This window comes from Bifidobacterium animalis subsp. animalis ATCC 25527 (genome assembly GCF_000260715.1).
Lineage (GTDB): Bacteria > Actinomycetota > Actinomycetes > Actinomycetales > Bifidobacteriaceae > Bifidobacterium > Bifidobacterium animalis.
The window spans coordinates 1-19,810 of sequence record NC_017834.1 but is presented as its reverse complement, the minus strand read 5'-3'; the positions used below and the strand labels follow the sequence as shown (position 1 = coordinate 19,810).

General features: G+C 60.7%; 15 protein-coding genes, 2 tRNA genes and 1 pseudogene. 5 read left to right on the top strand and 13 right to left on the bottom strand.

The genetic code is table 11. The features are described 5' to 3' along the window. Positions 1–104: 104 nt before the first annotated feature. Both BANAN_RS00085 and BANAN_RS00080 read left to right on the top strand, forming a co-directional pair. A tRNA-Ile gene (locus BANAN_RS00085) sits at positions 105–178 on the top strand. A 31-nt stretch (positions 179–209) separates the two neighbouring features. Beyond that, positions 210–282: transfer RNA gene (locus tag BANAN_RS00080), tRNA-Ala, on the top strand. Positions 283–481: 199 nt separating this feature from the next. Here BANAN_RS00080 and BANAN_RS00075 read toward each other — a convergent pair. From BANAN_RS00075 to BANAN_RS00060, 5 genes and pseudogenes are all read right to left on the bottom strand, one after another. Further along, positions 482–709 (bottom strand): annotated as a pseudogene (locus tag BANAN_RS00075) (hypothetical protein); the annotation flags it as partial. 303 nt (positions 710–1,012) lie between these two features. Further along, positions 1,013–1,513: a large conductance mechanosensitive channel protein MscL gene (gene mscL, locus BANAN_RS00070; protein WP_014696955.1), complete on the bottom strand. Its 501-nt coding sequence runs from the start codon at positions 1,511–1,513 to the stop codon at positions 1,013–1,015. A gap of 247 nt (positions 1,514–1,760) precedes the next feature. Continuing rightward, complete coding sequence (locus tag BANAN_RS08505) at positions 1,761–2,315, bottom strand: hypothetical protein (RefSeq protein ID WP_237705810.1); 555 nt, start codon at positions 2,313–2,315, stop codon at positions 1,761–1,763. After that, on the bottom strand, positions 2,302–2,943 hold the full coding sequence (locus tag BANAN_RS08500; protein ID WP_237705809.1) for a carbohydrate binding domain-containing protein: 642 nt from the start codon (positions 2,941–2,943) through the stop codon (positions 2,302–2,304). Before BANAN_RS08500 ends, BANAN_RS08505 begins: the two co-directional genes overlap by 14 nt. Further along, the gene (locus BANAN_RS00060; protein ID WP_014696954.1) at positions 2,912–3,091 is read right to left on the bottom strand and encodes a hypothetical protein; all 180 of its coding nucleotides are present in this window, start codon (positions 3,089–3,091) and stop codon (positions 2,912–2,914) included. The genes BANAN_RS08500 and BANAN_RS00060 overlap by 32 nt, the downstream gene beginning before the upstream one ends. 35 nt (positions 3,092–3,126) lie before the next feature. Here BANAN_RS00060 and BANAN_RS00055 point away from each other — a divergent pair, with 35 nt between their 5' ends. From BANAN_RS00055 to trhA, 3 genes are all read left to right on the top strand, one after another. Continuing rightward, complete coding sequence (locus BANAN_RS00055) at positions 3,127–4,449, top strand: MFS transporter (RefSeq protein ID WP_014696953.1); 1,323 nt, start codon at positions 3,127–3,129, stop codon at positions 4,447–4,449. A gap of 112 nt (positions 4,450–4,561) precedes the next feature. Further along, positions 4,562–5,908 carry an NADP-specific glutamate dehydrogenase gene (gdhA, locus tag BANAN_RS00050; protein ID WP_014696952.1) on the top strand — a complete coding sequence of 449 codons (1,347 nt, stop codon included), beginning with the start codon at positions 4,562–4,564 and terminating at the stop codon, positions 5,906–5,908. 354 nt (positions 5,909–6,262) lie between these two features. Next, on the top strand, positions 6,263–7,057 hold the full coding sequence (gene trhA / locus BANAN_RS00045) for a PAQR family membrane homeostasis protein TrhA (protein ID WP_014696951.1): 795 nt from the start codon (positions 6,263–6,265) through the stop codon (positions 7,055–7,057). An 80-nt stretch (positions 7,058–7,137) separates the two neighbouring features. Here trhA and BANAN_RS00040 read toward each other — a convergent pair whose 3' ends face one another. From BANAN_RS00040 to dnaA, 8 genes are all read right to left on the bottom strand, one after another. Continuing rightward, a complete protein-coding gene (locus tag BANAN_RS00040) occupies positions 7,138–8,211 on the bottom strand; it encodes a VanZ family protein (RefSeq protein WP_014696950.1) in 1,074 nt (357 codons plus the stop codon). 210 nt (positions 8,212–8,421) lie between these two features. Then, positions 8,422–8,958 (bottom strand): DUF3566 domain-containing protein, encoded by a 537-nt coding sequence (locus BANAN_RS00035; protein WP_014696949.1) that lies wholly within the window; start codon positions 8,956–8,958, stop codon positions 8,422–8,424. 125 nt (positions 8,959–9,083) lie between these two features. After that, complete coding sequence (gyrA, locus tag BANAN_RS00030) at positions 9,084–11,846, bottom strand: DNA gyrase subunit A (RefSeq protein ID WP_014696948.1); 2,763 nt, start codon at positions 11,844–11,846, stop codon at positions 9,084–9,086. A gap of 68 nt (positions 11,847–11,914) precedes the next feature. Continuing rightward, positions 11,915–13,972 (bottom strand): DNA topoisomerase (ATP-hydrolyzing) subunit B, encoded by a 2,058-nt coding sequence (gene gyrB, locus BANAN_RS00025; RefSeq protein ID WP_371821023.1) that lies wholly within the window; start codon positions 13,970–13,972, stop codon positions 11,915–11,917. Positions 13,973–14,222: 250 nt separating this feature from the next. After that, the gene (locus tag BANAN_RS00020) at positions 14,223–14,726 is read right to left on the bottom strand and encodes a DciA family protein (protein ID WP_014696946.1); all 504 of its coding nucleotides are present in this window, start codon (positions 14,724–14,726) and stop codon (positions 14,223–14,225) included. Beyond that, positions 14,723–16,150 (bottom strand): DNA replication/repair protein RecF, encoded by a 1,428-nt coding sequence (gene recF / locus BANAN_RS00015; protein ID WP_014696945.1) that lies wholly within the window; start codon positions 16,148–16,150, stop codon positions 14,723–14,725. Before recF ends, BANAN_RS00020 begins: the two co-directional genes overlap by 4 nt. 50 nt (positions 16,151–16,200) lie before the next feature. Next, the gene (dnaN, locus tag BANAN_RS00010; RefSeq protein WP_004219018.1) at positions 16,201–17,325 is read right to left on the bottom strand and encodes a DNA polymerase III subunit beta; all 1,125 of its coding nucleotides are present in this window, start codon (positions 17,323–17,325) and stop codon (positions 16,201–16,203) included. Between the two features lie 603 nt (positions 17,326–17,928). Then, entirely contained in the window at positions 17,929–19,677 is a 1,749-nt protein-coding gene (gene dnaA, locus BANAN_RS00005) for a chromosomal replication initiator protein DnaA (RefSeq protein WP_014696944.1), read from the bottom strand. Between the last annotated feature and the right edge of the window lie 133 nt (positions 19,678–19,810).

Below are 19,810 nucleotides of genomic sequence, written 5' to 3'. Positions count from 1 at the left end.
CACCCACCTGGGAATTGTGCGACACGCCGAACGAGCGTCGATTTGCATTAATCGAGAAGCACAGGTATTCTTTCTATCTGTTGCGTTGAACAACGTGATGGATTGGGCCCGTAGCTCAGGTGGTTAGAGCGCATCCCTGATAAGGATGAGGTCGGAGGTTCAAGTCCTCCCGGGCCCACGTGGGGAGCATTCTCACGTGTTCCCCCGTTGGGGCTATAGCGCAGCTGGTAGCGCATCTGCTTTGCAAGCAGAGGGTCCCCGGTTCGAACCCGGGTAGCTCCACTCGCATGGTCGTTGAAAACATTAGGTTTTCAACGGTTTTTCTTTTTGCATTCTATCTTCCACACACATCAGAGCAAACAACAAAACAACGCAGCTGGTTTCGGTATCTGCCAGACATGCAAATCTGCACACCGGCAAAGAACGATATTGTGCAGACTATGGTCGGTTACTGCACATACATACAACAGAACGACCATAATCACGGCAAGTATGGTCGATTACCATACATCTGCGTCAGCAAACGACCATAGTTCTCCGCAGTATGGTCGATTACCGCATCCCCGCATAACAAACCGACCATAATCAAGAAAAAGACGGTCTTGTAACGCACGCGCACATCGCGGAACAGACGGGGCGTGGTGCGGCGTTCGATGTCGCATGCGAACAGCGGGGAGCTCGCGCCGGATGGAATGCGCAGGTTGTCTTCGCCACGGCAGATTTTACGGAAGCTTCCGCATAACAGTCCGCAGATCATCGCCACTGTGGCCCGTTTCACGGAAGATTCCGAAAAACAAGCCGCAAACCACTATCATCACGGTCTATCTCACGGAACCATCCGCAAAACAGACTGCAAACCGCCCCCACCACGGCCCATCCCACGGAAGCATCCGAGCAAATGACCACAGACGCTGCAACACAAAAGGCGCCCGGTACAACCGAGCGCCTTTCAGCGATGTCAGAATGGATATCGGAATGTCAGATCACTGCGATGCCCATGCCCATACGCGCATCACTTGGATTCCGGTGCGGCAGTGGTATCCGTGGCAACCGGTGCAGCATGAGCACCGGCGGGCTGCTGGGCGGCGAGCGCATTGCGGATGTCCTGCAGCAGGATCACGGTCTGTTCCTCCGGCGAGAGATCCGGTTCCTCGGCGGCCACGTCGGAATCGTCGCCCTTGACCTTGGCCATGGCCTTCTCCGTCATGTCACGCAGCTTGTTGATCGGCACGACGATGCAGAAGTACACAGCGAGTGCGATGAGCAGGAAGTTGAGGAGCGCGTTGAGCACGGAGCCGAACGAGATCACCGAGTTCTCCCCCGCCCAGTTGGTGATGGTCCAATTCCAGGTCTTGCTGAGATCCGGCTTGCCAAAAATGGCTGCAACGAGTGGGTTGATGATGCCATCCACCACAGAGTTCACCACTGCAGTGACCGCTGCGCCCATGACGACGCCGACTGCCATGTCGACCATATTGCCGCGTGCAATGAATTTCTTGAACCCGTCGATCATATCTCTCTCCTTGTTCAGACGGTACCACTGGCTCCGCGGCCTAGCAGCTCACGGGACCCAACGGGAATATGTTCAGTTGCCATAATATGTGGGCACGGGAAAAAGCTTGGCGAATTTCACTCTCGCGATATTCACGCCGCACTTTTTCCTACCGGTGACCAGATACGACAGGTCGGCGCACGCGCATATGCATGTACGCCGACCTGATATGGCTATATGCCGTTATTCAGTCAGATGTCATTGGAGACTACTGCTGACGGCGCTGCCGAACCCAGACGAGCGTCGCGGCACCCGCAAGCACAAGGGCCACGGCGATGGCTGCGACCACGGCAATCGAGGAGCCGGTGTTCACCACCGACTTGTTTTCGTCTGCCTTGGCGTTCGACTGCTGGGCATTGTCACCAGACTGGGCATTGTCACCAGACTGAGCATTGTCACCTGCCGCCGGCTTGTTCGCATCCGCAGGCTTGTCAGCTCCAGCAGGCTTGTCGGCGTCGGTGGGCTGGTCCGGATCAGACGGATCAGACGGATCCTCAGTGTCCTGCTGAGTGAAGTCGATCGGGCAGGTGGCCGGATCGCCAGCTGCCATATCGGCCGAATAGTCGGGGGTCTCCTCTGGCTCGGTCGGTTCGGTAGGCTCAGACGGTTCCTCAGGCTTGGTCTCCGGCTTCGAGTCGGAGGCGTCGCCGGAAGGAACGACCTTCAGGTCATCGACGGCGAAGTTCACAGCCGGGGAATCGTTGTTCCAAGTGTTGCCTGCAATCACAACCTCCTTGATGAGTGCAAGGTCATCGGCGGTCATCGGTCTTGCCCTTGTTCTCATCCTCCGGCCAGCTCTGCGTCAGCGACGGATTGTTCACAAGATCGATCTCGACCGTCTTCCAATCGGCGCCATCCTCCGAAGCCAGCTTCTGGTCGACATGGAAGTACTTGCCGTCGGCGGTGCCGATCTGCAGGTCCATCGCATTGTTCGAACCATCGTGCTTCAGACGGAACGTCAGCTTACCCGAACCGGTCCAGTTGTTGCGGACCGTGTCGTTCTGGATGAACGTCGCGACATCGAGCCAGCCACCGTGCGGGTTCGAGTACTGCAGGTACTTGTTGCCGTCATCCTCGGTTGTCAGCGAGAGCACATCCGTGTGTTCACGGTTGCCCCAAGCCTCCTTCATCGCAGCCTCATCGGCATACGATTCGAAGTCGTCGATCGTGATCAGCTTGGCGTTGGACGGCTTGGAAGGCTTCTCCTCCGGCACATACGGATCGCGTTCGCCGACGAGCTTGATCGAATCGAACACGAGGTTGCCGGTACGCGGACGGCCGGCGTTGTTCTGCAGCTCGTTGTCGTTCACATAGATGGCGAAGGAGCCGACTTTCGAGAGCAGCTTCTGATTAGGCAGCTTACCGGCATTGTCCTTGTCCCAGCTGGCCACGTTCCACACGCCCGGCTTGTCTCACCTGCGCATCCTTGCCCTTGAGCGACGGATAGGCCTCGAAGGTGACGCCGTTGGCGTTCATCTGGATCACAAACTTGTGATCGGAGCCGTTCGCCTTGCGCGCGCCGCACACCGCGGCACCCACGCCACAACTAGACTGAAACCGAAACAGAGGTGATCATGGCAGCCGGCAACAACACACACCGCAAGACAAGCAGCGCCACCGACAGTGCCACCGACAGCACGCAGCGGCAATCCAATCCCAGCGGCTACACCACGAGCGCCGGCGAGCGCGCGGCCGGCAAAGCCAGGGAGCGGCTTATCACCCGCGATGTGGCGCTCATCATGGCGGCCACGTTCTTCTATATGACAAGCAGCATGATGGGCACGCCGATCATCGCCGGCTTCTCGCAATCGCTCGGTGCAAGCGGCGCGGTCATGGGCTTCCTCGCCGGCGCACTCTCGCTCAGCGCGCTCATCTGCCGGCCGATCGCAGGCAATCTTTCCGACCGCACCAGCAAACGCAAACTCGCGGTGATCGGCGCGCTCATATTCCTGGCGTCGAATCTAGGGTATTACTTCGTGCCGAACACCGCCTGGCTGCTGGCCGCACGCATACTCAACGGAGTCGGATTCGCCTGCATCTCGGTATGCCTGTCCACATGGCTCTCCATGCTGCTGCCGATTTCGCGCATGGGCGCCGGCATGGGACTCTACGGCACCATGAACGCCCTCGCGCAGGCGGTCGGTCCCGATCTGGGCATCCGCGCCTCGAAAGCAATCGGCTACCGCAACACCTTCCTGATCGCCGTGGGTCTCACCTGCTGCATAGTCATCTGCGTACTGCTCATCAAAGACGGCGGCAAGCCACCGCGTGCGAGACTCGGGCGGCAGCAAGGCGGTGAGCGTCACCATATTCGCCTCGATGCGCTGTTCGAACCGCGCGTGATCCCGATTGCGCTGATCTTCATGCTGTTCGCGATACCGTATTTCGCGAACCAATCGTTCATCGTGGATTACGCCAACGCGCGGCACGCCCATGTGATCGTCTCGCTGTTCTTCCCGTGTTATGCCATCACGTTGCTCATCTCCCGCATTGTGTTGCGCAACTGGTTTGACACGAAGAGTTTCCTGTTCTTCATGGTCACCGGGACGATCTGCCAGATTGTCATGCTCGCCTCGCTCACCGTGATGCGCAACAACTGGTTCGTGGTGCTCGCCGGACTCGCCACGGTGGGCGCATACGGCATGATGAGCTCGGTCACGCAGGCGCGCGCCGTGCTCATCGCCGGCAAGGCACGCAGCGGCATGGCGAATACGACGTACTATGCGGGCATCGATCTGGGCATGTTTCTCGGCCCGCTCATCGGCGGCTTCCTGTACGGCGGATTGCCGATCATCTGGTTTTACCCGGCACTGCTGCTCACCATGCCGGTGGCGTGGACTGTGTATGCCTTCGCACACCGCACCATTCAGGCCAGCGAACGCGCATCGCGTGCCTGAGACCGGCATGCCGCACGCCTAACGATATCCAATAATTGAAAAACACTCTTCACATATATGGACGCGCTCTTTACAATGAGGGAGGTTTATTCGCCAACACGAAAGAGGAATAATGCTCACAGACGAGTATGTGAAGCGCGTGTATGCGCAGGTCGAAGCGCGTGATCCGGACCAGTCCGAGTTCCTGCAGGCCGTGCAGGAGGTCTTCGAAAGCATTGAGCCGGTGTTCGCCAAGCACCCGGAGTACGAGGCGGCCGGCGTGCTGCAGCGTTTCGTGGAGCCCGAGCGCCTCGTGAAGTTCCGCGTGGCCTGGGTGGACGACAACGGTGACGTGCAGGTCAACCGCGGCTACCGTGTGCAGTTCAACTCGGCAATCGGCCCGTACAAGGGCGGTCTACGCTTCCACCCCACCGTCACCGAGAGCGTCATCAAGTTCCTCGGTTTCGAACAGATTCTCAAGAACTCCCTCACTGGCCTGCCCATGGGTGGCGGCAAGGGTGGCGCGGACTTCGATCCGAAGGGCCGTTCCGACGCCGAAGTCATGCGCTTCTGCCAGGCGTTCATGACCGAGCTGCAGCGCCACATCGGCCAGTTCACCGATGTTCCGGCGGGCGACATCAACGTCGGCGCACGCGAGGTGGGCTACCTGTTCGGCCAGTACAAGCGCCTGCGCAACGAGTTCACCGGCGTGCTCACCGGCAAGGGACTTGAATTCGGCGGCTCGCTCGCTCGCACCGAAGCCACCGGTTACGGCCTGTGCTATTACACGCAGGAGGCTCTGCGCGTGCTGCGCGACGACTCGTTCGAAGGCAAGACCGTGGTGGTCTCCGGCTCGGGCAATGTGGCGATCTTCGCCATTGAGAAGGCCACGCAGCTCGGCGCCAAGGTGGTCACCTGCTCCGATTCGAACGGCTATGTGTACGACCCGAACGGCATTGATCTCGATGTGGTCAAAGACATCAAGCTGAACAAGCGCGGCCGTATTCGCGAATACGCCAACCGTGTCGACGGCGCGGAATACCACGAGGGTTGCCGCGACGTGTGGACCGTGCCGTGCGACATCGCACTGCCGTGTGCAACGCAGAACGAGATCGACGGAGAATCCGCCCAGAAGCTCGTCGACAACGGCTGCACGGTGGTCTGCGAGGGCGCCAACATGCCGTCCACGCCACAGGCCATCGAGGTCTACCAGAAGAACCATGTGCTCTACGGCCCGGCCAAGGCAGCGAATGCAGGCGGTGTGGCGGTCTCCGGTCTCGAGATGAGCCAGAACTCCTACCGTCTCTCCTGGAGCTTCGAGAAGGTGGACGAGGAGCTCAAGGGCATCATGAAGAACATCGTCGCCGAATCGCTCGATGCCGCCAAGGAATACGGCCACGACAGCGACCTCATGTTCGGCGCCAACGTAGCGGGCTTCACCAAGGTGGCGAACGCGATGGTCGCGCAGGGCATCTTCTAAGCGTCAGGTGGCGCCCTCGGCGTCTTCATTGCGTAAAAGGGACAGATTAGTGAGCTAATCTGTCCCAAATTACGCAGAAAGGGAGCTGTACACAGAAGGGGAGCTTTACGCAGGAAATAAGCAGCACAGCCCCATGCCACCTTCCGCGATATCTGCCCTCACCTGCGTAAAAAGAGACAAATCGGGTATGAAATCTGCCCCCTTTTACGCAAGATTGTTGCATGCAATTTCCTGTAGGAATAACTCGGACGGTCTTTTTATACAAAACTTCCTATGCTGGGCAATATGGCAAACAGGAGAGTGAATCCCAGTCAGCGCAAGCCCCCGCGCAGTTCGTACCTCGAGGACTCGCGCATGAAGCGCAACAACCGGCACGTCAGTCAGGTCACGCGTTCCCAGAAACCGCGCAAAGTGGTGACGGCGAAGAAACTCAGCGCACAGAACAAGCGCAACGAGCAGTACCGAACCAAATTGCAGCTCAAGCAGATCCTGCTGGAAAAACCGAAACTGCGCGGATGGCTGCATCTCATCGCCTTCCCGTTCTCAGTGGCCACTTCGGTGATCCTCATCTGCCTGGCACCGCATGGCTGGATGAAGGTGGCGATCAGCATCTACAGCGCCACGATCATACTGCTGTTCGGCAACAGCGCGGCGCTCCATCTCGGGCACGGGCACTTCCCGAAAGCCGTCGACGACGTGCTGTGCCGCATCGACTATTCGAACATATTCCTGGTGATCGCGGGCACCTGCACACCGTTCTTCTTCGCACTGAACAACACGGTGATCTGCTGGGTGTATGTGGGCGTGGTCTGGGTCACCGCATTGCTTGGCACGTTCGTGCACCTGATCTACCCCGTCGGCCTCGACTGGCTGTTCACCATTGTCTACATTGTGCTCGGACTCGCCCCGATCACGATCATCTGGCTGTTCTGGCGCTCCCCGTACATCGGACCGATTCCCACCATTCTCGTGATCGCCGGGGGTGCCTTCTACATCGCGGGTGCTGTGTGCTTCGCCATGCGCAAGCCGAACCCGTTCCCGAAATGGTTCGGATACCATGAGCTGTTCCATTTGGGTACCATTGGCGGCTATGTGTGCCATATGATCGCACTGTTCATGGTGGTGATGCGCATGCGTGCGCTCATGTAACCGTTCACATACAGCAAAGCGGCTGCCAGAATTCGCGTGTTCCGGCAGCCGTCTCGCTGTATGCCATGTCTGCAGATTATTCATCGCTGCAGATTCGGTTCCGGCAGCGTGAAAACCTGCGGCTGTGGCGAAGTAGGTGGCATCTGTGGATCGGTCCCCGGCACGAGATCCCACGGCATGCACTTCTTGACAAGCCAGAAGATGAGCAGCGCGAGCAACGTCCATCCCCAGATCGGGTGGTTCGTGGCGAGACCGCCGAATATGACGCCGAAGAACAGCGTGCGGATCGCGTAGAACACAATGCGCTGGCCGCGCAAGCGATCACGTGTCTCGATGGTCATATGGGTGTAGCGGCAGCCGAGCGTCTGGCCATGGTGACGCCAGGGAATCCACACCTCGAACAGCAGGAACGAGAGGGCCGCGGTGATCCACGTCATGTAGTCGAGCACGCGCGGTTCCACGGTGAGCGACAGCCAGACGTAATGGCCGTCTCCGGTCGATTTGAACACCAGGTAGAACAGGAAGATGTACAGGATGCTCAGTGGCATGTACACCAGCGCGATGAGCAGGAAGTCGATGCACATGGAGACCATGCGGTGCACGAATCCCGGTCGCATGTTCGTGCCGGTGAGTTGCTTCGCCTTCTTCGGCACGAGTTTCGTGTAGAGCACGGCGCATGCATACCCAAGCATTGCGCCGAGCGTGTTCGTGAGCATGTCGTCGACGTCGAACTGGCGGTACGCGCACGGGTAGATGCCCCAGATTCCGGTGAGCTGCGAGGTTTCGATGAATATGGAGCAGCCGAGTGCGAAGGCGGAGGTAACCCAGAATTTCCAGCCAGCCCAACGGCACAGCATGAAGCCGAGGGGCATGAACAACACGACGTTCATCACGAGTTGCAGCACGCCGTACAGGCCGGTCTGCGCATCCTGAATGAACCGCAGAATGTCGAGCTGCGGGGCGAGGTTGTGCGTGGCGCAGAAGAGTGTGGGGTCGTCGGGCATCGGGTACATGGTGAAGGCCACGAGGCCGAGTGCATACAGCACCGCCACATATGCGGAGAACGCGCTGGTGAAGCTCAGCCGGTGGTTGCGGTGGTAGACGAACGCCACAATCGGCAATGTGAGCAGCAACGACACGAACGGCCACAGCATGAGCGCCAGCGTGAACGATTGGCTGAAAGACCCTAGATATCTAAACACAATGCCGAGTGTAGCCCAGTCGCTTTCCCGCCATACTCGTTCACAGGAATGATTTGCGTGCCGTGCGTGGCGCGATGTGGGTCATGCCAGGCGCAGCCAAGCAGCCAAGGCGCAGCAAATGAAAAGCCCCTCCGAGGAGGGGCTGAAGCGGAACGAAGGGGATCAGTCGTCGCCGAGCGTGACGTGCACACCGCCGACGAGCGCGCTGACCACGTTGTAGAGCAACGCGAAGATCGTGCACAGGATGGTGATGAGCACCATCTCGACGATGGAGAAGATCGTCACCGCACTGAGCACGGTCGGCAGCGAAAGGATGTTCGACAGATTGATGCTGCCCGAGTCGAGGCCGGCGGACGAGAAGATCTGCGTCACCTGGTCGAACACACCGACCGCCTTGAGCAGCAGCCACAGGAACAGCACGGCGATGATCTGGATGATGGCGCCGGCGAGTGAGAGCATGAAGCTCACTTTGGCCACCGACCATGCGCTCACACGGGTGAGCGAGAGGTTCATGCGGCGGGCGTGTGGCTTCTTGCGATTGCGAATCGGACGTACCGGTCGGTTCTCCTCAGGGCGATCCTTGTCGGCGATCAGTGGCGTGTTCGAGGCCGAGCGTGCCACTCGCGGAGCGTTGTCAGCGGCAGACGATGCGGCTGCACGAGGCTGTTGACCGGGTTCAAGCGGATTGGTGTTGCTCATAATCGCTCCTTGAAAAGAATATACGGTTCGAGAGTATCAATGTTTCAAGACCTTGCAGCAGCAGCCACGCAGATGGACGGGATCTGCCGAATACTGCCGTAGGTCCGGCAAATCCCGTGTGCTGCTCACTCTTCTTGGGTCGCTTCCTGGGTCTTGTCGATGGCCGCGGATTCCTCCTCGATCACCGGCATGCCGTCTTCGGACTTCACCTCGAATACCGGTTCGCCCTGCGCGAGCTGCGTTTCAGTGGAACCTGCCGAGGATTCGGTGACGACGGTGTCGCCATCCGCCTCATCTTCGGTCTCGGCATTGCGTGCAATCGAGATGATCTCGTCGCCGGCATCCGGCTTCGCGAGCGTGACGCCCTGCGTGGTGCGGCCGGTGAGTTTGACCTCGCTCACATTCGAGCGGATCACCTTGCCGGATTTCATGATTGCCATGATCTGGTCTTCCTCGCTCACGACGACCGCGCCGACGAGCGTGCCGCGTTCGTCGGTGAGCTGCACGGCCTTGACGCCGAAGCCGTTGCGGCCCTGCAGGCGGTATTCGCTGATTGCGGTGCGCTTGGCGAAGCCCTGGTTCGTGACGACGAGCAGGTCCTTGTCGGTCTCTCCCCAGATCACATCCATCGCAAGCAGTTCGTCGCCCGCGCGGAACTTCATGCCCTGCACGCCGGCGGTCTGGCGTCCCATCGGTCGCAGCTGCTCGTCGTCGGCGCGGAACTTCAGGCTCATGCCGAGCTTCGACACGAGAATGATGTCATCGGTCGCATTGCACAACGCGGCGCCGATGAGCTCGTCGGCGGTCTCGCCGGATTCGTCCTGCATGAGGCGCACGGCGATCAGACCGCCCTGACGCGGCGAATCGTATTCGGAAAGGCGCGTCTTCTTCACCTTGCCCGAGCGTGTGGCGAGCACGAGGTAATCGGCCACCTCGTAGTCCGGAATCGAAAGCACCGTCTGAATCGACTCGTCAGGCGTGAACTGCAGCAGATTCGCCACATGCTGCCCCTTGGAGTCACGGGAGCCTTCGGGAAGCTCGTAGGCCTTGCAACGGTAGACGCGGCCCTTGTTCGTGAAGAACAGCAGCCAGTTGTGCGTGCTGGTGAGGAAGAAGTGATCCACCACGTCGTCATCGCGCAGCTTGGCGCCCTTGATGCCCTTGCCGCCGCGGTGCTGGGCGCGGTATTCGTCGGCCTTCGTGCGTTTGATGAAGCCGGCGTGGGTCACCGTGACCACCACGTTCTCCTCTGCAATGAGGTCTTCCACGTTCATCTCACCGGAGAACGGCAGGATCTTCGTGCGGCGGTCGTCACCGTAGCGGGCCACGATCTCGTCGAGTTCATCGCCGACGATCTTGCGCTGGCGCTCGGGCTTTGCGAGAATGTCGGCATAGTCGGCGATCCTGCGCATGAGCTCATCGTGCTCGTCGAGGATCTTCTGGCGTTCGAGGGCGGCGAGGCGGCGCAGCTGCATCGCGAGGATCGCGTCGGCCTGCACATCGTCCACATCCAGCAGATCCATGAGCCCGGTGCGGGCGATCTCCACGGTTCGCGAGGAGCGGATGAGGTGGATCACCTCGTCGATCATGTCGAGGGCCTTGAGATAGCCCTGCAGAATGTGGTCGCGTTCCTCGGCCTCTCGCTTGAGGTATGCGGTGCGGCGGGCGATCACGTCGAGCTGGTGGGAGACCCAGTGGCGAATGAATGCGTCGAGGCTCAGCGTGCGCGGCACGCCGTCGACGAGCGCGAGCATGTTCGCACCGAAGGTCTGCTGGAGCTGGGAGTGCTTGTACAGGTTGTTAAGCACCACCTTCGGCACGGCGTCGCGCTTGAGCACGAGCACGAGGCGCTGGCCTGTGCGCCCCGAAGTCTCGTCGCGCATGTCGGCGATGCCGGTGATCTTGCCGTCGCGCACGGCCTCGCGAATCGAGGCGACAAGGCGGTCCGGGTTCACCTGGTACGGCAGCTCGGTGACGACCAGGCACATACGGCCCTTGATCTCCTCGGTGTTGACCACCGCACGCATCGTGATGAGGCCACGGCCGGTGCGGTAAGCCTGTTCGATGCCCTTATGGCCGAGAATCGTCGCGCCTGTAGGGAAGTCCGGGCCCTTGATGCGTTCGATCAGGGCGTCGAGCAGCTCCTCGCGGCTGGCCTCGGGGTGGTCGAGCGCCCAATGCACGCCATCGGCCACCTCGCGCATGTTGTGCGGAGGAATGTTCGTGGCCATGCCCACGGCGATGCCCGAGGAACCGTTGACGAGCAGGTTCGGGAAGCGGGCGGGCAGCACGGTGGGCTCCTGCGTCTTGCCGTCGTAATTCGGCACGAAGTCTACGGTGTCTTTGTCGATGTCGCGCACCATCTCCATGGCCAGAGGTGCCATACGGCATTCGGTGTAACGCATGGCGGCCGCCGGGTCGTCGCCCGGGGAGCCGAAGTTGCCCTGGCCGTCGACGAGCAGGTAGCGCATGGACCACGACTGCGCCATACGCACCAAGGTGTCGTAGATGGCGGAGTCGCCGTGCGGGTGGTACTTGCCCATCACGTCGCCCACGACGCGCGAGCACTTGTTGTAGCCGCGGTCCGGGCGGTAGCCGCCGTCATACATCGCATAGACCACACGGCGGTGCACCGGCTTCATGCCGTCACGAACGTCGGGCAATGCACGTTCCACGATGACGGAGAGGGCGTAGGAGAGGTACGACTGCCGCATCTCGTCCTGCAAATCGATCGGCTGCACACGCTGGCCCACCATGAGGCCGTAGTCGGTGTTGTCGGCCTCCTGTGGGCTGAGCGGCTCCAGGGAGCCGTCCGGCAGGTGCTGTTCGTCGCCGGAGTCGTTGACAGGGCCGTTGTCGAGGCCGTTGTTGGTTGGTTCGTCTGCCACTTGAAATCCTTTACCTTGCTGTTGCTACGTCTACACAGCCCACGGCACGTCGCCGTGGGCGGCCCATATCAGGCGTCGATCCAGCGGGCGTTGTGTGCGTTGCGCTGGATGAACAGACGGCGGGGCTCCACCTCGTCGCCCATGAGCATGGAGAACGTTTCGTCGGCCTGCAGGGCGTCTTCGATATGCACCTGCTTCAGAATGCGGTGGTCCGGATCCATGGTGGTCTCCCACAGCTCCTGGTAGCTCATCTCGCCCAGACCCTTGTAGCGCTGAATGCCCTCGCCCTTCGGCAGCTGGCGTCCGTTCGCCTTGCCTTCGGCAAGCACGCGGTCGCGTTCGGCGTCCGTGTACACGAAGTCGTGCGGGCCCTTCGTCCACTTGAGACGGTAGAGCGGCGGCATAGCCACATACACGTAGCCGGCCGTGATCATGGGGCGCATGTAGCGGAAGAACAGCGTGAGGTTGAGCGTGGCGATATGGGCGCCGTCGACGTCTGCATCGGCCATGATGATCACCTTGTGGTACCGCACCTTGTCGAGGTCGAAGTCCTCGCCGTAACCGCCGCCGATCGCCGTGATCAGCGACTCGATCGTGTCGGACTTCAGCATGCGGTCGAGGCTGGCGCGCTCGGTGTTGAGGATCTTGCCTCTCAGCGGCAGAATCGCCTGCGTCAGCGGGTTGCGACCCTGAATGGCCGAGCCGCCTGCCGAGTCGCCCTCGACAATGAACAGCTCGCACTCGCTCGGGTCGTTCGACTGGCAGTCCTTGAGCTTGTCGGGCATGCCGGCGGATTCGAAGATCGACTTGCGGCGGGTGTTCTCGCGTGCCTTCTTCGCGGCCAAGCGGGCGCGCGATGCCTCGAGCGCCTTCTGGATGATGTTCTTCGCCTCGTTCGGGTGGGCGTCGAGCCAGTCGCCGAGTTTCTCGTTCATCACGCGCTGCACGAAGGTCTTCGCCTCGGAGTTGCCGAGCTTCGTCTTCGTCTGGCCTTCGAACTGCGGGTTCGTCAGCTTCACCGAGATCACCGCGGTCAGGCCTTCACGCACATCGTCACCGGAGAGATTGTCGTCTTTGTCTTTGAGGATGTTCTTGTCGCGGGCATACCGGTTGATCATGCTCGTGAGCGCCGCGCGGAAGCCCTCCTCATGGGTGCCGCCCTCGGTGGTGGCGATCGTGTTCGCGAAGGTGTGTACGGATTCCGAGTACGCCGACGTCCACTGCATGGCGATCTCCGCGGAGACGCCTATGGCGAGGTCCTCGGACTCAATGTCGATCACGTCCGGCTCGATCGGCGCGGAACCACGCGACTTCACCAGGAACGCCACGTAGTCCTTGATGCCGTTCTTGTATTGGTACGTGACGGTCTGGTGCAGCTCCTCCACCGTGTTGTCGCCGTCGCCGACCACTTCGTCGCGCGCCTCGTCGACCTGGCGCATGTCGGTGAGCGTGATCTTGAGTCCCTTGTTCAGGAACGCCATCTGCTGGAATCTGCTGCGCAGGGTCTCGAAATCGTAGATTGTCGTCTCGAAGATCTTCGGGTCTGCCCAGAACGTGACCGACGTGCCGGTGGACTCGTCGTCGCGCATCGCACGTCCGCGCTCGAGCGGCCCGGTGGGATGCTGGTCGATGTACGTCTGCGTCCAGTAGTAGCCCTGTCGACGCACTTCGACGTCCACGCGCGTGGAGAGCGCGTTCACCACCGAGATGCCCACGCCGTGCAGACCGCCGGACACCGCATAACCGCCGCCTCCGAACTTGCCGCCGGCGTGCAGCTTCGTCATGACGGTCTCGACGCCGGACTTGCCTTCGCCGGGCACTTCGTCGACCGGAATGCCTCGGCCGTCGTCGACCACGCGAATGCCGTTGTCGGGCAGGATCGTCACCTCGATGTGCGTGGCATACCCGGCCAGCGCCTCGTCGACCGAGTTGTCGACGATCTCATAGACCAAGTGGTGCAGGCCTCGCGGACCGGTGGAACCGATGTACATGCCAGGGCGAATGCGCACGGCCTCAAGCCCTTCGAGCACACGCAGGTCGCTCGCGTCATAATGCTCGGGAGACAGGGTGTCGTCCAACTGTTCGTCGTTCTGGTCCGTGCCGTTGGCTTCAAGGTTCTGATCGATCGGATCGTTGCTCGCCGACTCAAGCGACTCCGCTGCGGAATCGGTTGGTTGATCTGCCACAGAGATTCCTTTCTGTGAATGCGCTACGAAGGGTTCTCACACAGGCGATATGCCCTGTAACACGAATAAAACGCCCTTGTGGGCGTTCAACTACTCTACTAAGGATTCTACTCGTATGGGGGGACTCGTGTTCTTAGCGCGCTTGTAGCGGATTTCTTGGTTTTTCGCCGCGCAAGCGGTCCGAGTTGGATCACTGTGGCCGGTAATGCATGTTCTGCCGCACATATTGCTTGCGACGTGTGGCGGGCCCATGCGACTGCGGACCGGTGACGCGAATGTCGTGGATGTCGAGGCCATCGAGGCGCTCGAGCACCTTCTCGCGCAGCTCGGGTAGCATGAACGTGAGCTGGGTGGTCCATGACGGCGACTTCGCGTGGATGGTGAGCACACCGTTGTCGATGGCGCCCACCCAGGTGTTGCGTGCGATCACGTCGCCCACGATCGACGCCCAATCGTGGCGCAATTGGGCCAGTTTCATATGGGGCATCCAGCCGGCCCGTTTTGCGATTCCCGCGAACAACGAGCCGAACGCCACCTCGTCGCGCCCCGGTTTGCCGAAGTTCTCGAGCGCCTCCTCGCGCTTCACCCGCCGTTCCGCAATGAGCCCGGCGCGTGCCGAGACATGTTCGAATTCCTCGGCCGGCAATGCCCGTTCGTCGAGTTTCAACGTCACTGCAATGGGTGGCTCGCTCATGCATGTGCACTTTCATGCTTCGTCAGACCAATTTCACGCTCACCCGAAACCTGTTCTGCCGATTGGTCTGCAGATTGTTCGACCTTCTGTTTGCCATCACTGCCTGTATGCGTGCCCGCGGTTCGCCGGGAGGCTTGCACGGCGGCCAGCTGACCGGCGAAGGGGTCGTCGGCCGGCAGTGGCTCCGGCATGAGAGCGGTGCCTTCGCCGCCACTCCCCTGCAGCTTCAACGCCGCCACATCGATCACATGGGCATGGGCGTCGTCAGGCAGTTCCGGCACGTCGCCGGCCGCCGCAACGGTGATGATCACCTGGTCCTGCCGCAACGCGAATTCCATGATTTTTGCGCGACGTGACGGGTCCAGCTGCGCGAACACATCGTCGAGCACCACGATGGGCCGCTCCCCCGACTTGCGTTCCAGGAGACGGTAGAGGGCCATTTTCAAGGCCAGCGCCAGCGTCCAGCTTTCTCCGTTCGACGAGTATTCGCGTGCCGGCATGCCGTTGAGTTCAATCGAGACGTCGTCACGCTGGGGGCCGATCAGATTCATTCCACGCGCCACCTCCCCCGGGTAGATGCGCTGGAAATGCTCGCTGATCGCCGCCTTCACCCGCCCGAGACCGCCTTGTTCCCCTGCCTCGGCCCCTTGGGTGAGGTATAGCTCGTCGAACGACGGCTCATACACAAGCGTCGCCGTTTGACCGACATCACTTAATTCCTGGACTATTGTTCCGAAATATTCGTTGAGCATGCCGATGACTGCCATGCGCTGTCGGGTGAGTTCCAGACCGGTTTCAATGAACTGCGCGGTCCACACCTCCAAGCCGTTCATGCGCATCTGGCGCGCCTCCTCGGACACCGGGACGCCCTCCTGCGCACCGATCTGCTTGAGCAGCGCCGCGCGTTGCTTGGCGATATGCGTGAAGCGTTGCAACAGGTCAGTATAGCCGCGAACCAGCACACTGGCGGCCTGATCGATGAACGAACGGCGCACGGCTGGGTCGCCCCACACTAGACGCTGGTCATCGGGAGTGAATGCGATGAGGGGCACACGCCCCACAATGTCTCGCATATACAGGCTCGGACCGCCGTCCACACGGGCGCGGTTGGCTCCCCGCACCCGAATCGTCAGCTCGAAGGTGGTTGTCCAGCCATCTATTGTCTCAGTGTTGTTTTCGAAATCTTCCGATAGTTCCTCTATATTCGCGCGAATGGTGGCTGCGGGGAACCCTCGTTCGACGAGTGGCTGAGATGTTGAGGCGCGATGGCTGAAGCCGGTGGACAGCACCTCGAGCGCCTCGACGATGTTCGTTTTGCCGAGTCCGTTCGGGCCTTCCAGAATGTTGACGCCCGGTTTGAAATCCAGCACGCAATTCGTCCAGGAACGGAAGTGGTCAAGCGCCAGCCGAGATACGGTGATCATGCCACTTCCTTCCTGAACCTGAAATCAACGCTGCATCACTATACCGCGAATCAGACGTTGAAACGCATCGGCACGAGCAGGTACCGGTAGCTCATCGACTCCTCGCCGTCCTCATCCTGCTGCCCGTTGAATTCCACCGGCTTCACGGCGGTCGTCATCTTCATGCGAATATACGGTTCGGAGATCACGCTCAGTCCTTCGCGCAGGTAGGACGGGTTGAATGCCACCGTGATGTCTTCGCCATCGAGGTCGATCTGCAGCGTCTCCTTCGCCGAGGCCTCATCCGCGCCGCCGGCCGTGAGCGTGAGCTGCTGGTCGGTGAACACCATGCGGATCGGGGCGTTACGCTCGGCCACCAGCGAGACGCGCTTGGCGGCGCCGAGCAGATCTTCCTTGCGAATAACCGCTTGAATCGGGTAGGAATCGGCATACAACCTGTCGACGGCGGGGAATTCGCCATCGATGAGCTGCACGGTGGAAATACGCCCGGCGTTCGCGATGCCGATCAGCTTCGGGTTGGCGGGGTCGAGGTAGATGACCACGTTCGCACGCTCGTCAACAGAACGGGCGATCTTCACCAAGTGGGAACCGCGCACGAGCGCCGCAGTGTCGAGATCGGCCTCGTCGGGGGTCCAGCGGAAGCTGGCACGGCCCAGACGGAAGCGGTCCGTGGAGCTCAGCGTCACCTCTTCGCCGGCGAAGCGCATGTGCACGCCGGTCAGCACCGGGCGGTTCTCGTCATGGGCCACGGCCACAGCGGCCTGGGTGACGGTTTGAGTGAAGGTTTCGGCGTCCACCTGGCCAATCTGCGGAGGCAGCTGCGGCAGATCCGGGTACTCGCTCTCCGGCATGAGCTGCAGCGTGAACGTGGCCGGGCCGGAGGTGATCGTCATCGTCGTCTCGTTGGCCGAAAGATAGGTTTTCTCGGCGGGCAGCACCTTGCTGATGTCCGCGAGCAGCTTGCCGAGCACCACGACGGTGCCGGATTCGTCAACACCCGCTTCGATGTGGTCGCGCGCAGAGATCTCGTAGGTGAATGCGGAAAGCTGCATCGTGCCATCTGCCGCTTCAAGTTTGACACCGGCGAGAATCGGATTGGCAGGGCGTGCGTCGATCACACTCGTCGTCCAAGCTACCGCGTCTGCGAACGAAGCGGTGTTGACTTCTACTTTCATGGCTCTCCTTGCTGGATAAAGGCTCGGTGTGCATGGCGCTCGTGTTCCACGAGCTATGCTCAATGCTTTTCATTCTAGCGACGTTCACGTCGAGGGGAATCTGCGTGTGCAATCCACCGCTGGATGTTGATGACGACGAGCTTTATAGGAAACGTAAGATAGTAGTCATAATAAGTCCGGTGGATATTGTGGATAACTGTGGAAAGTGCAGTAACCGCGGGCATTATCCACATGTGCCCGCTGTGGATAACCGTGGGACAGCATGTGGATAACTTGGCGGTTTATCCACCGCCATCACAAGCCCGAAAAGTTATCCACAACCGCTCAGCCCTTTTCCACAGCGGGCTGCGGCGTTTCGCACATGCTTTCCACAGGCTTCGCCCACAAATGTGGATAACTATGTGGATAACCTGTTTTCACTCCTCACCAAGCCGTGTGCGTTGATTTTCCGCCCTTTTCACATACAGATGTTCATTGTGCCGCGCAGCCGGGACTCGTGCCGCAGCCATGCGCACAGCAAAAAACGTGGCCGGTTTCCCGACCACGTTCCGTTCTGCTATACTCACGCGCCCCCGGCCATGCGGGCCAGACCGCCCGGACGCGTCAGTCGTTGAGGTGCTGCTTGAGCTCCACCGTGAGCTCGTTCACATAGTTGTAGATCTCCTGTTTCTCCTGCATCTTGTCGGCGATATGTTTGCACGCATGCATGACGGTGGTGTGGTCGCGGCCGCCGAAGATCTGCCCGATGTTCATGAGGCTCATGCTCGTCATGTCACGCGTCAGGTACATGGCGATCTGCCGTGCGAGCGTGACGCTGCGCGGGCGCCCCGGCCCCACGATGTCGTCGAAGGTGAGATGGAAGTATTTGGCGACGCGCGCGATGATGTCGGTGGGCTTCACCTCCACGTCGGTGGTGAAGAAATCCTGCAGCGTGCGTTCGGTGAGCGCGCGCGTGACGGGCTGGTGGTTGAGGGATGCCATCGCGATGACCCTCTTGAGCGCGCCCTCGAGCTCGCGCACGTTGTTGGCGAAGCGTTCGGCGATGAGATTGAGCACGTCGTTCGGCACGCGAATGTGGTTCTGCTCGGCGAGCATGCGCAGAATCGCGATGCGCGTCTCCAGATTCGGCGGCTTGACGTCCACGGTGATGCCCTGCTCGAAGCGGGAGATGAGGCGGTCCTCGAAATCCTCCAGATTGTGCGGCGGCACGTCGGAGGCGATGACGATGCGCTTGTTCGCCTGGTAGAGGCTGTTGAACGTGTGGAAGAACTGCTCGAGAATGCCGCGTTTGCCGCCGAGGAACTGGATGTCGTCGATAAGCAGCACATCCACTTCGCGGTACTTGCGGTAGAACTTCTCCATGGCCGGGTCTTCGTTGTCCTGGCCGGAAGTGCGGATCGACTCGATGAAGTCGTTCGTGAACTCCTCGCTCGTCACATAGAGCACGCGCGGGCGTGGCTTCTGGTTCTGCACGGCGTAGTTGCCTATGGCGTGCAGAAGATGGGTCTTGCCCAAGCCGGACCCGCCGTAGATACACAATGGGTTGTAGTCGCGGCCCGAGCCCTCCGCCACTGCCAGCGCCACCGTGCGGGCGAATCGGTTGGAATCACCTTGGATGAAGGTGTCGAAGGTGTCGTTGCTGTTGAGATGAGTCACCGGATCGCGGTAGTTGCCTGTGACCCCCGGCGTGAACGAACCCTGCATCTCGCTTTGCGGCGGGTATTGTGGCGCGGCGGTGCCGGCCACGCTTGGCCCGAAGCCTGCGACCGGGTCGATGTCTTCGAAGGTCTGCACAATCGCCTCGTCGTAATGCGAGGCCACGGGTTGCTGTGCCGGCTCATGCTCCACTTCGCGGCGGCCTTCCACGGTCTGCCCGTCGGCTCGCGCCGTCTGTACAGCGGAATCCTCGCGTTCCTGCGCCGCCGGGCGAGAGTCGCCGGTCTGCTCCGCGGAATGCCGAGGGGGGCGGGGATCTTCGTCCGGCTGCACCGACTCCTTGGCGGCACCTTGCGCCTCAGCGGCACGCGAACCGGAATCCTCCGGCGACGCCGTGGTCTGCGGCTCAGGCTGTGCGGGCGGCATCACCTTGAAGGCGGGGAACATGGGGGAGCCCCCGTTCGCGATCTCCAGCGCGCCCATGAGCGGCTCGTTGAGTTCGGTCTGCAATACCTGCAATGTCTGCGCGTTCTCCACATCGAGAACGATCGTGGTGCCGAACACCGCCTCGGCAGTGACCCCGGCGAGCCAGCCCTGTTCGCGCGCGGTGAGTCTGGAGTTCTGCTTGATCAACGCAAGCGTGTCGGACCAAATGGTCTGCGCCTGCGTGGCGGGGTCGAGATTCTCTGCGTTCATCGAGCACTTCACCCATTCTTGGAGTCAGATATAGATAACATACTATTCTTACTCCATCGAGCAGAAGTTATCCACAGGCTTGCGTGTTGAAAACACTGGGTTTTCGCTCCCACAACAGGCTCCGATGTGGATA

What these genes read in the sequence shown, in the direction of transcription:
- mscL (WP_014696955.1), bottom strand. Translation starts at nt 1,513, where the DNA reads ATGATCGACGGGTTCAAGAAATTCATTGCACGCGGCAATATGGTCGAC.
- BANAN_RS08505 (WP_237705810.1), bottom strand. Translation starts at nt 2,315, where the DNA reads ATGACCGCCGATGACCTTGCACTCATCAAGGAGGTTGTGATTGCAGGC.
- BANAN_RS00055 (WP_014696953.1), top strand. Translation starts at nt 3,127, where the DNA reads ATGGCAGCCGGCAACAACACACACCGCAAGACAAGCAGCGCCACCGAC.
- gdhA (WP_014696952.1), top strand. Translation starts at nt 4,562, where the DNA reads ATGCTCACAGACGAGTATGTGAAGCGCGTGTATGCGCAGGTCGAAGCG.
- trhA (WP_014696951.1), top strand. Translation starts at nt 6,263, where the DNA reads ATGAAGCGCAACAACCGGCACGTCAGTCAGGTCACGCGTTCCCAGAAA.
- BANAN_RS00040 (WP_014696950.1), bottom strand. Translation starts at nt 8,211, where the DNA reads ATGCTGTGGCCGTTCGTGTCGTTGCTGCTCACATTGCCGATTGTGGCG.
- BANAN_RS00035 (WP_014696949.1), bottom strand. Translation starts at nt 8,958, where the DNA reads ATGAGCAACACCAATCCGCTTGAACCCGGTCAACAGCCTCGTGCAGCC.
- BANAN_RS00020 (WP_014696946.1), bottom strand. Translation starts at nt 14,726, where the DNA reads ATGAGCGAGCCACCCATTGCAGTGACGTTGAAACTCGACGAACGGGCA.
- recF (WP_014696945.1), bottom strand. Translation starts at nt 16,150, where the DNA reads ATGATCACCGTATCTCGGCTGGCGCTTGACCACTTCCGTTCCTGGACG.
- dnaN (WP_004219018.1), bottom strand. Translation starts at nt 17,325, where the DNA reads ATGAAAGTAGAAGTCAACACCGCTTCGTTCGCAGACGCGGTAGCTTGG.
- dnaA (WP_014696944.1), bottom strand. Translation starts at nt 19,677, where the DNA reads ATGAACGCAGAGAATCTCGACCCCGCCACGCAGGCGCAGACCATTTGG.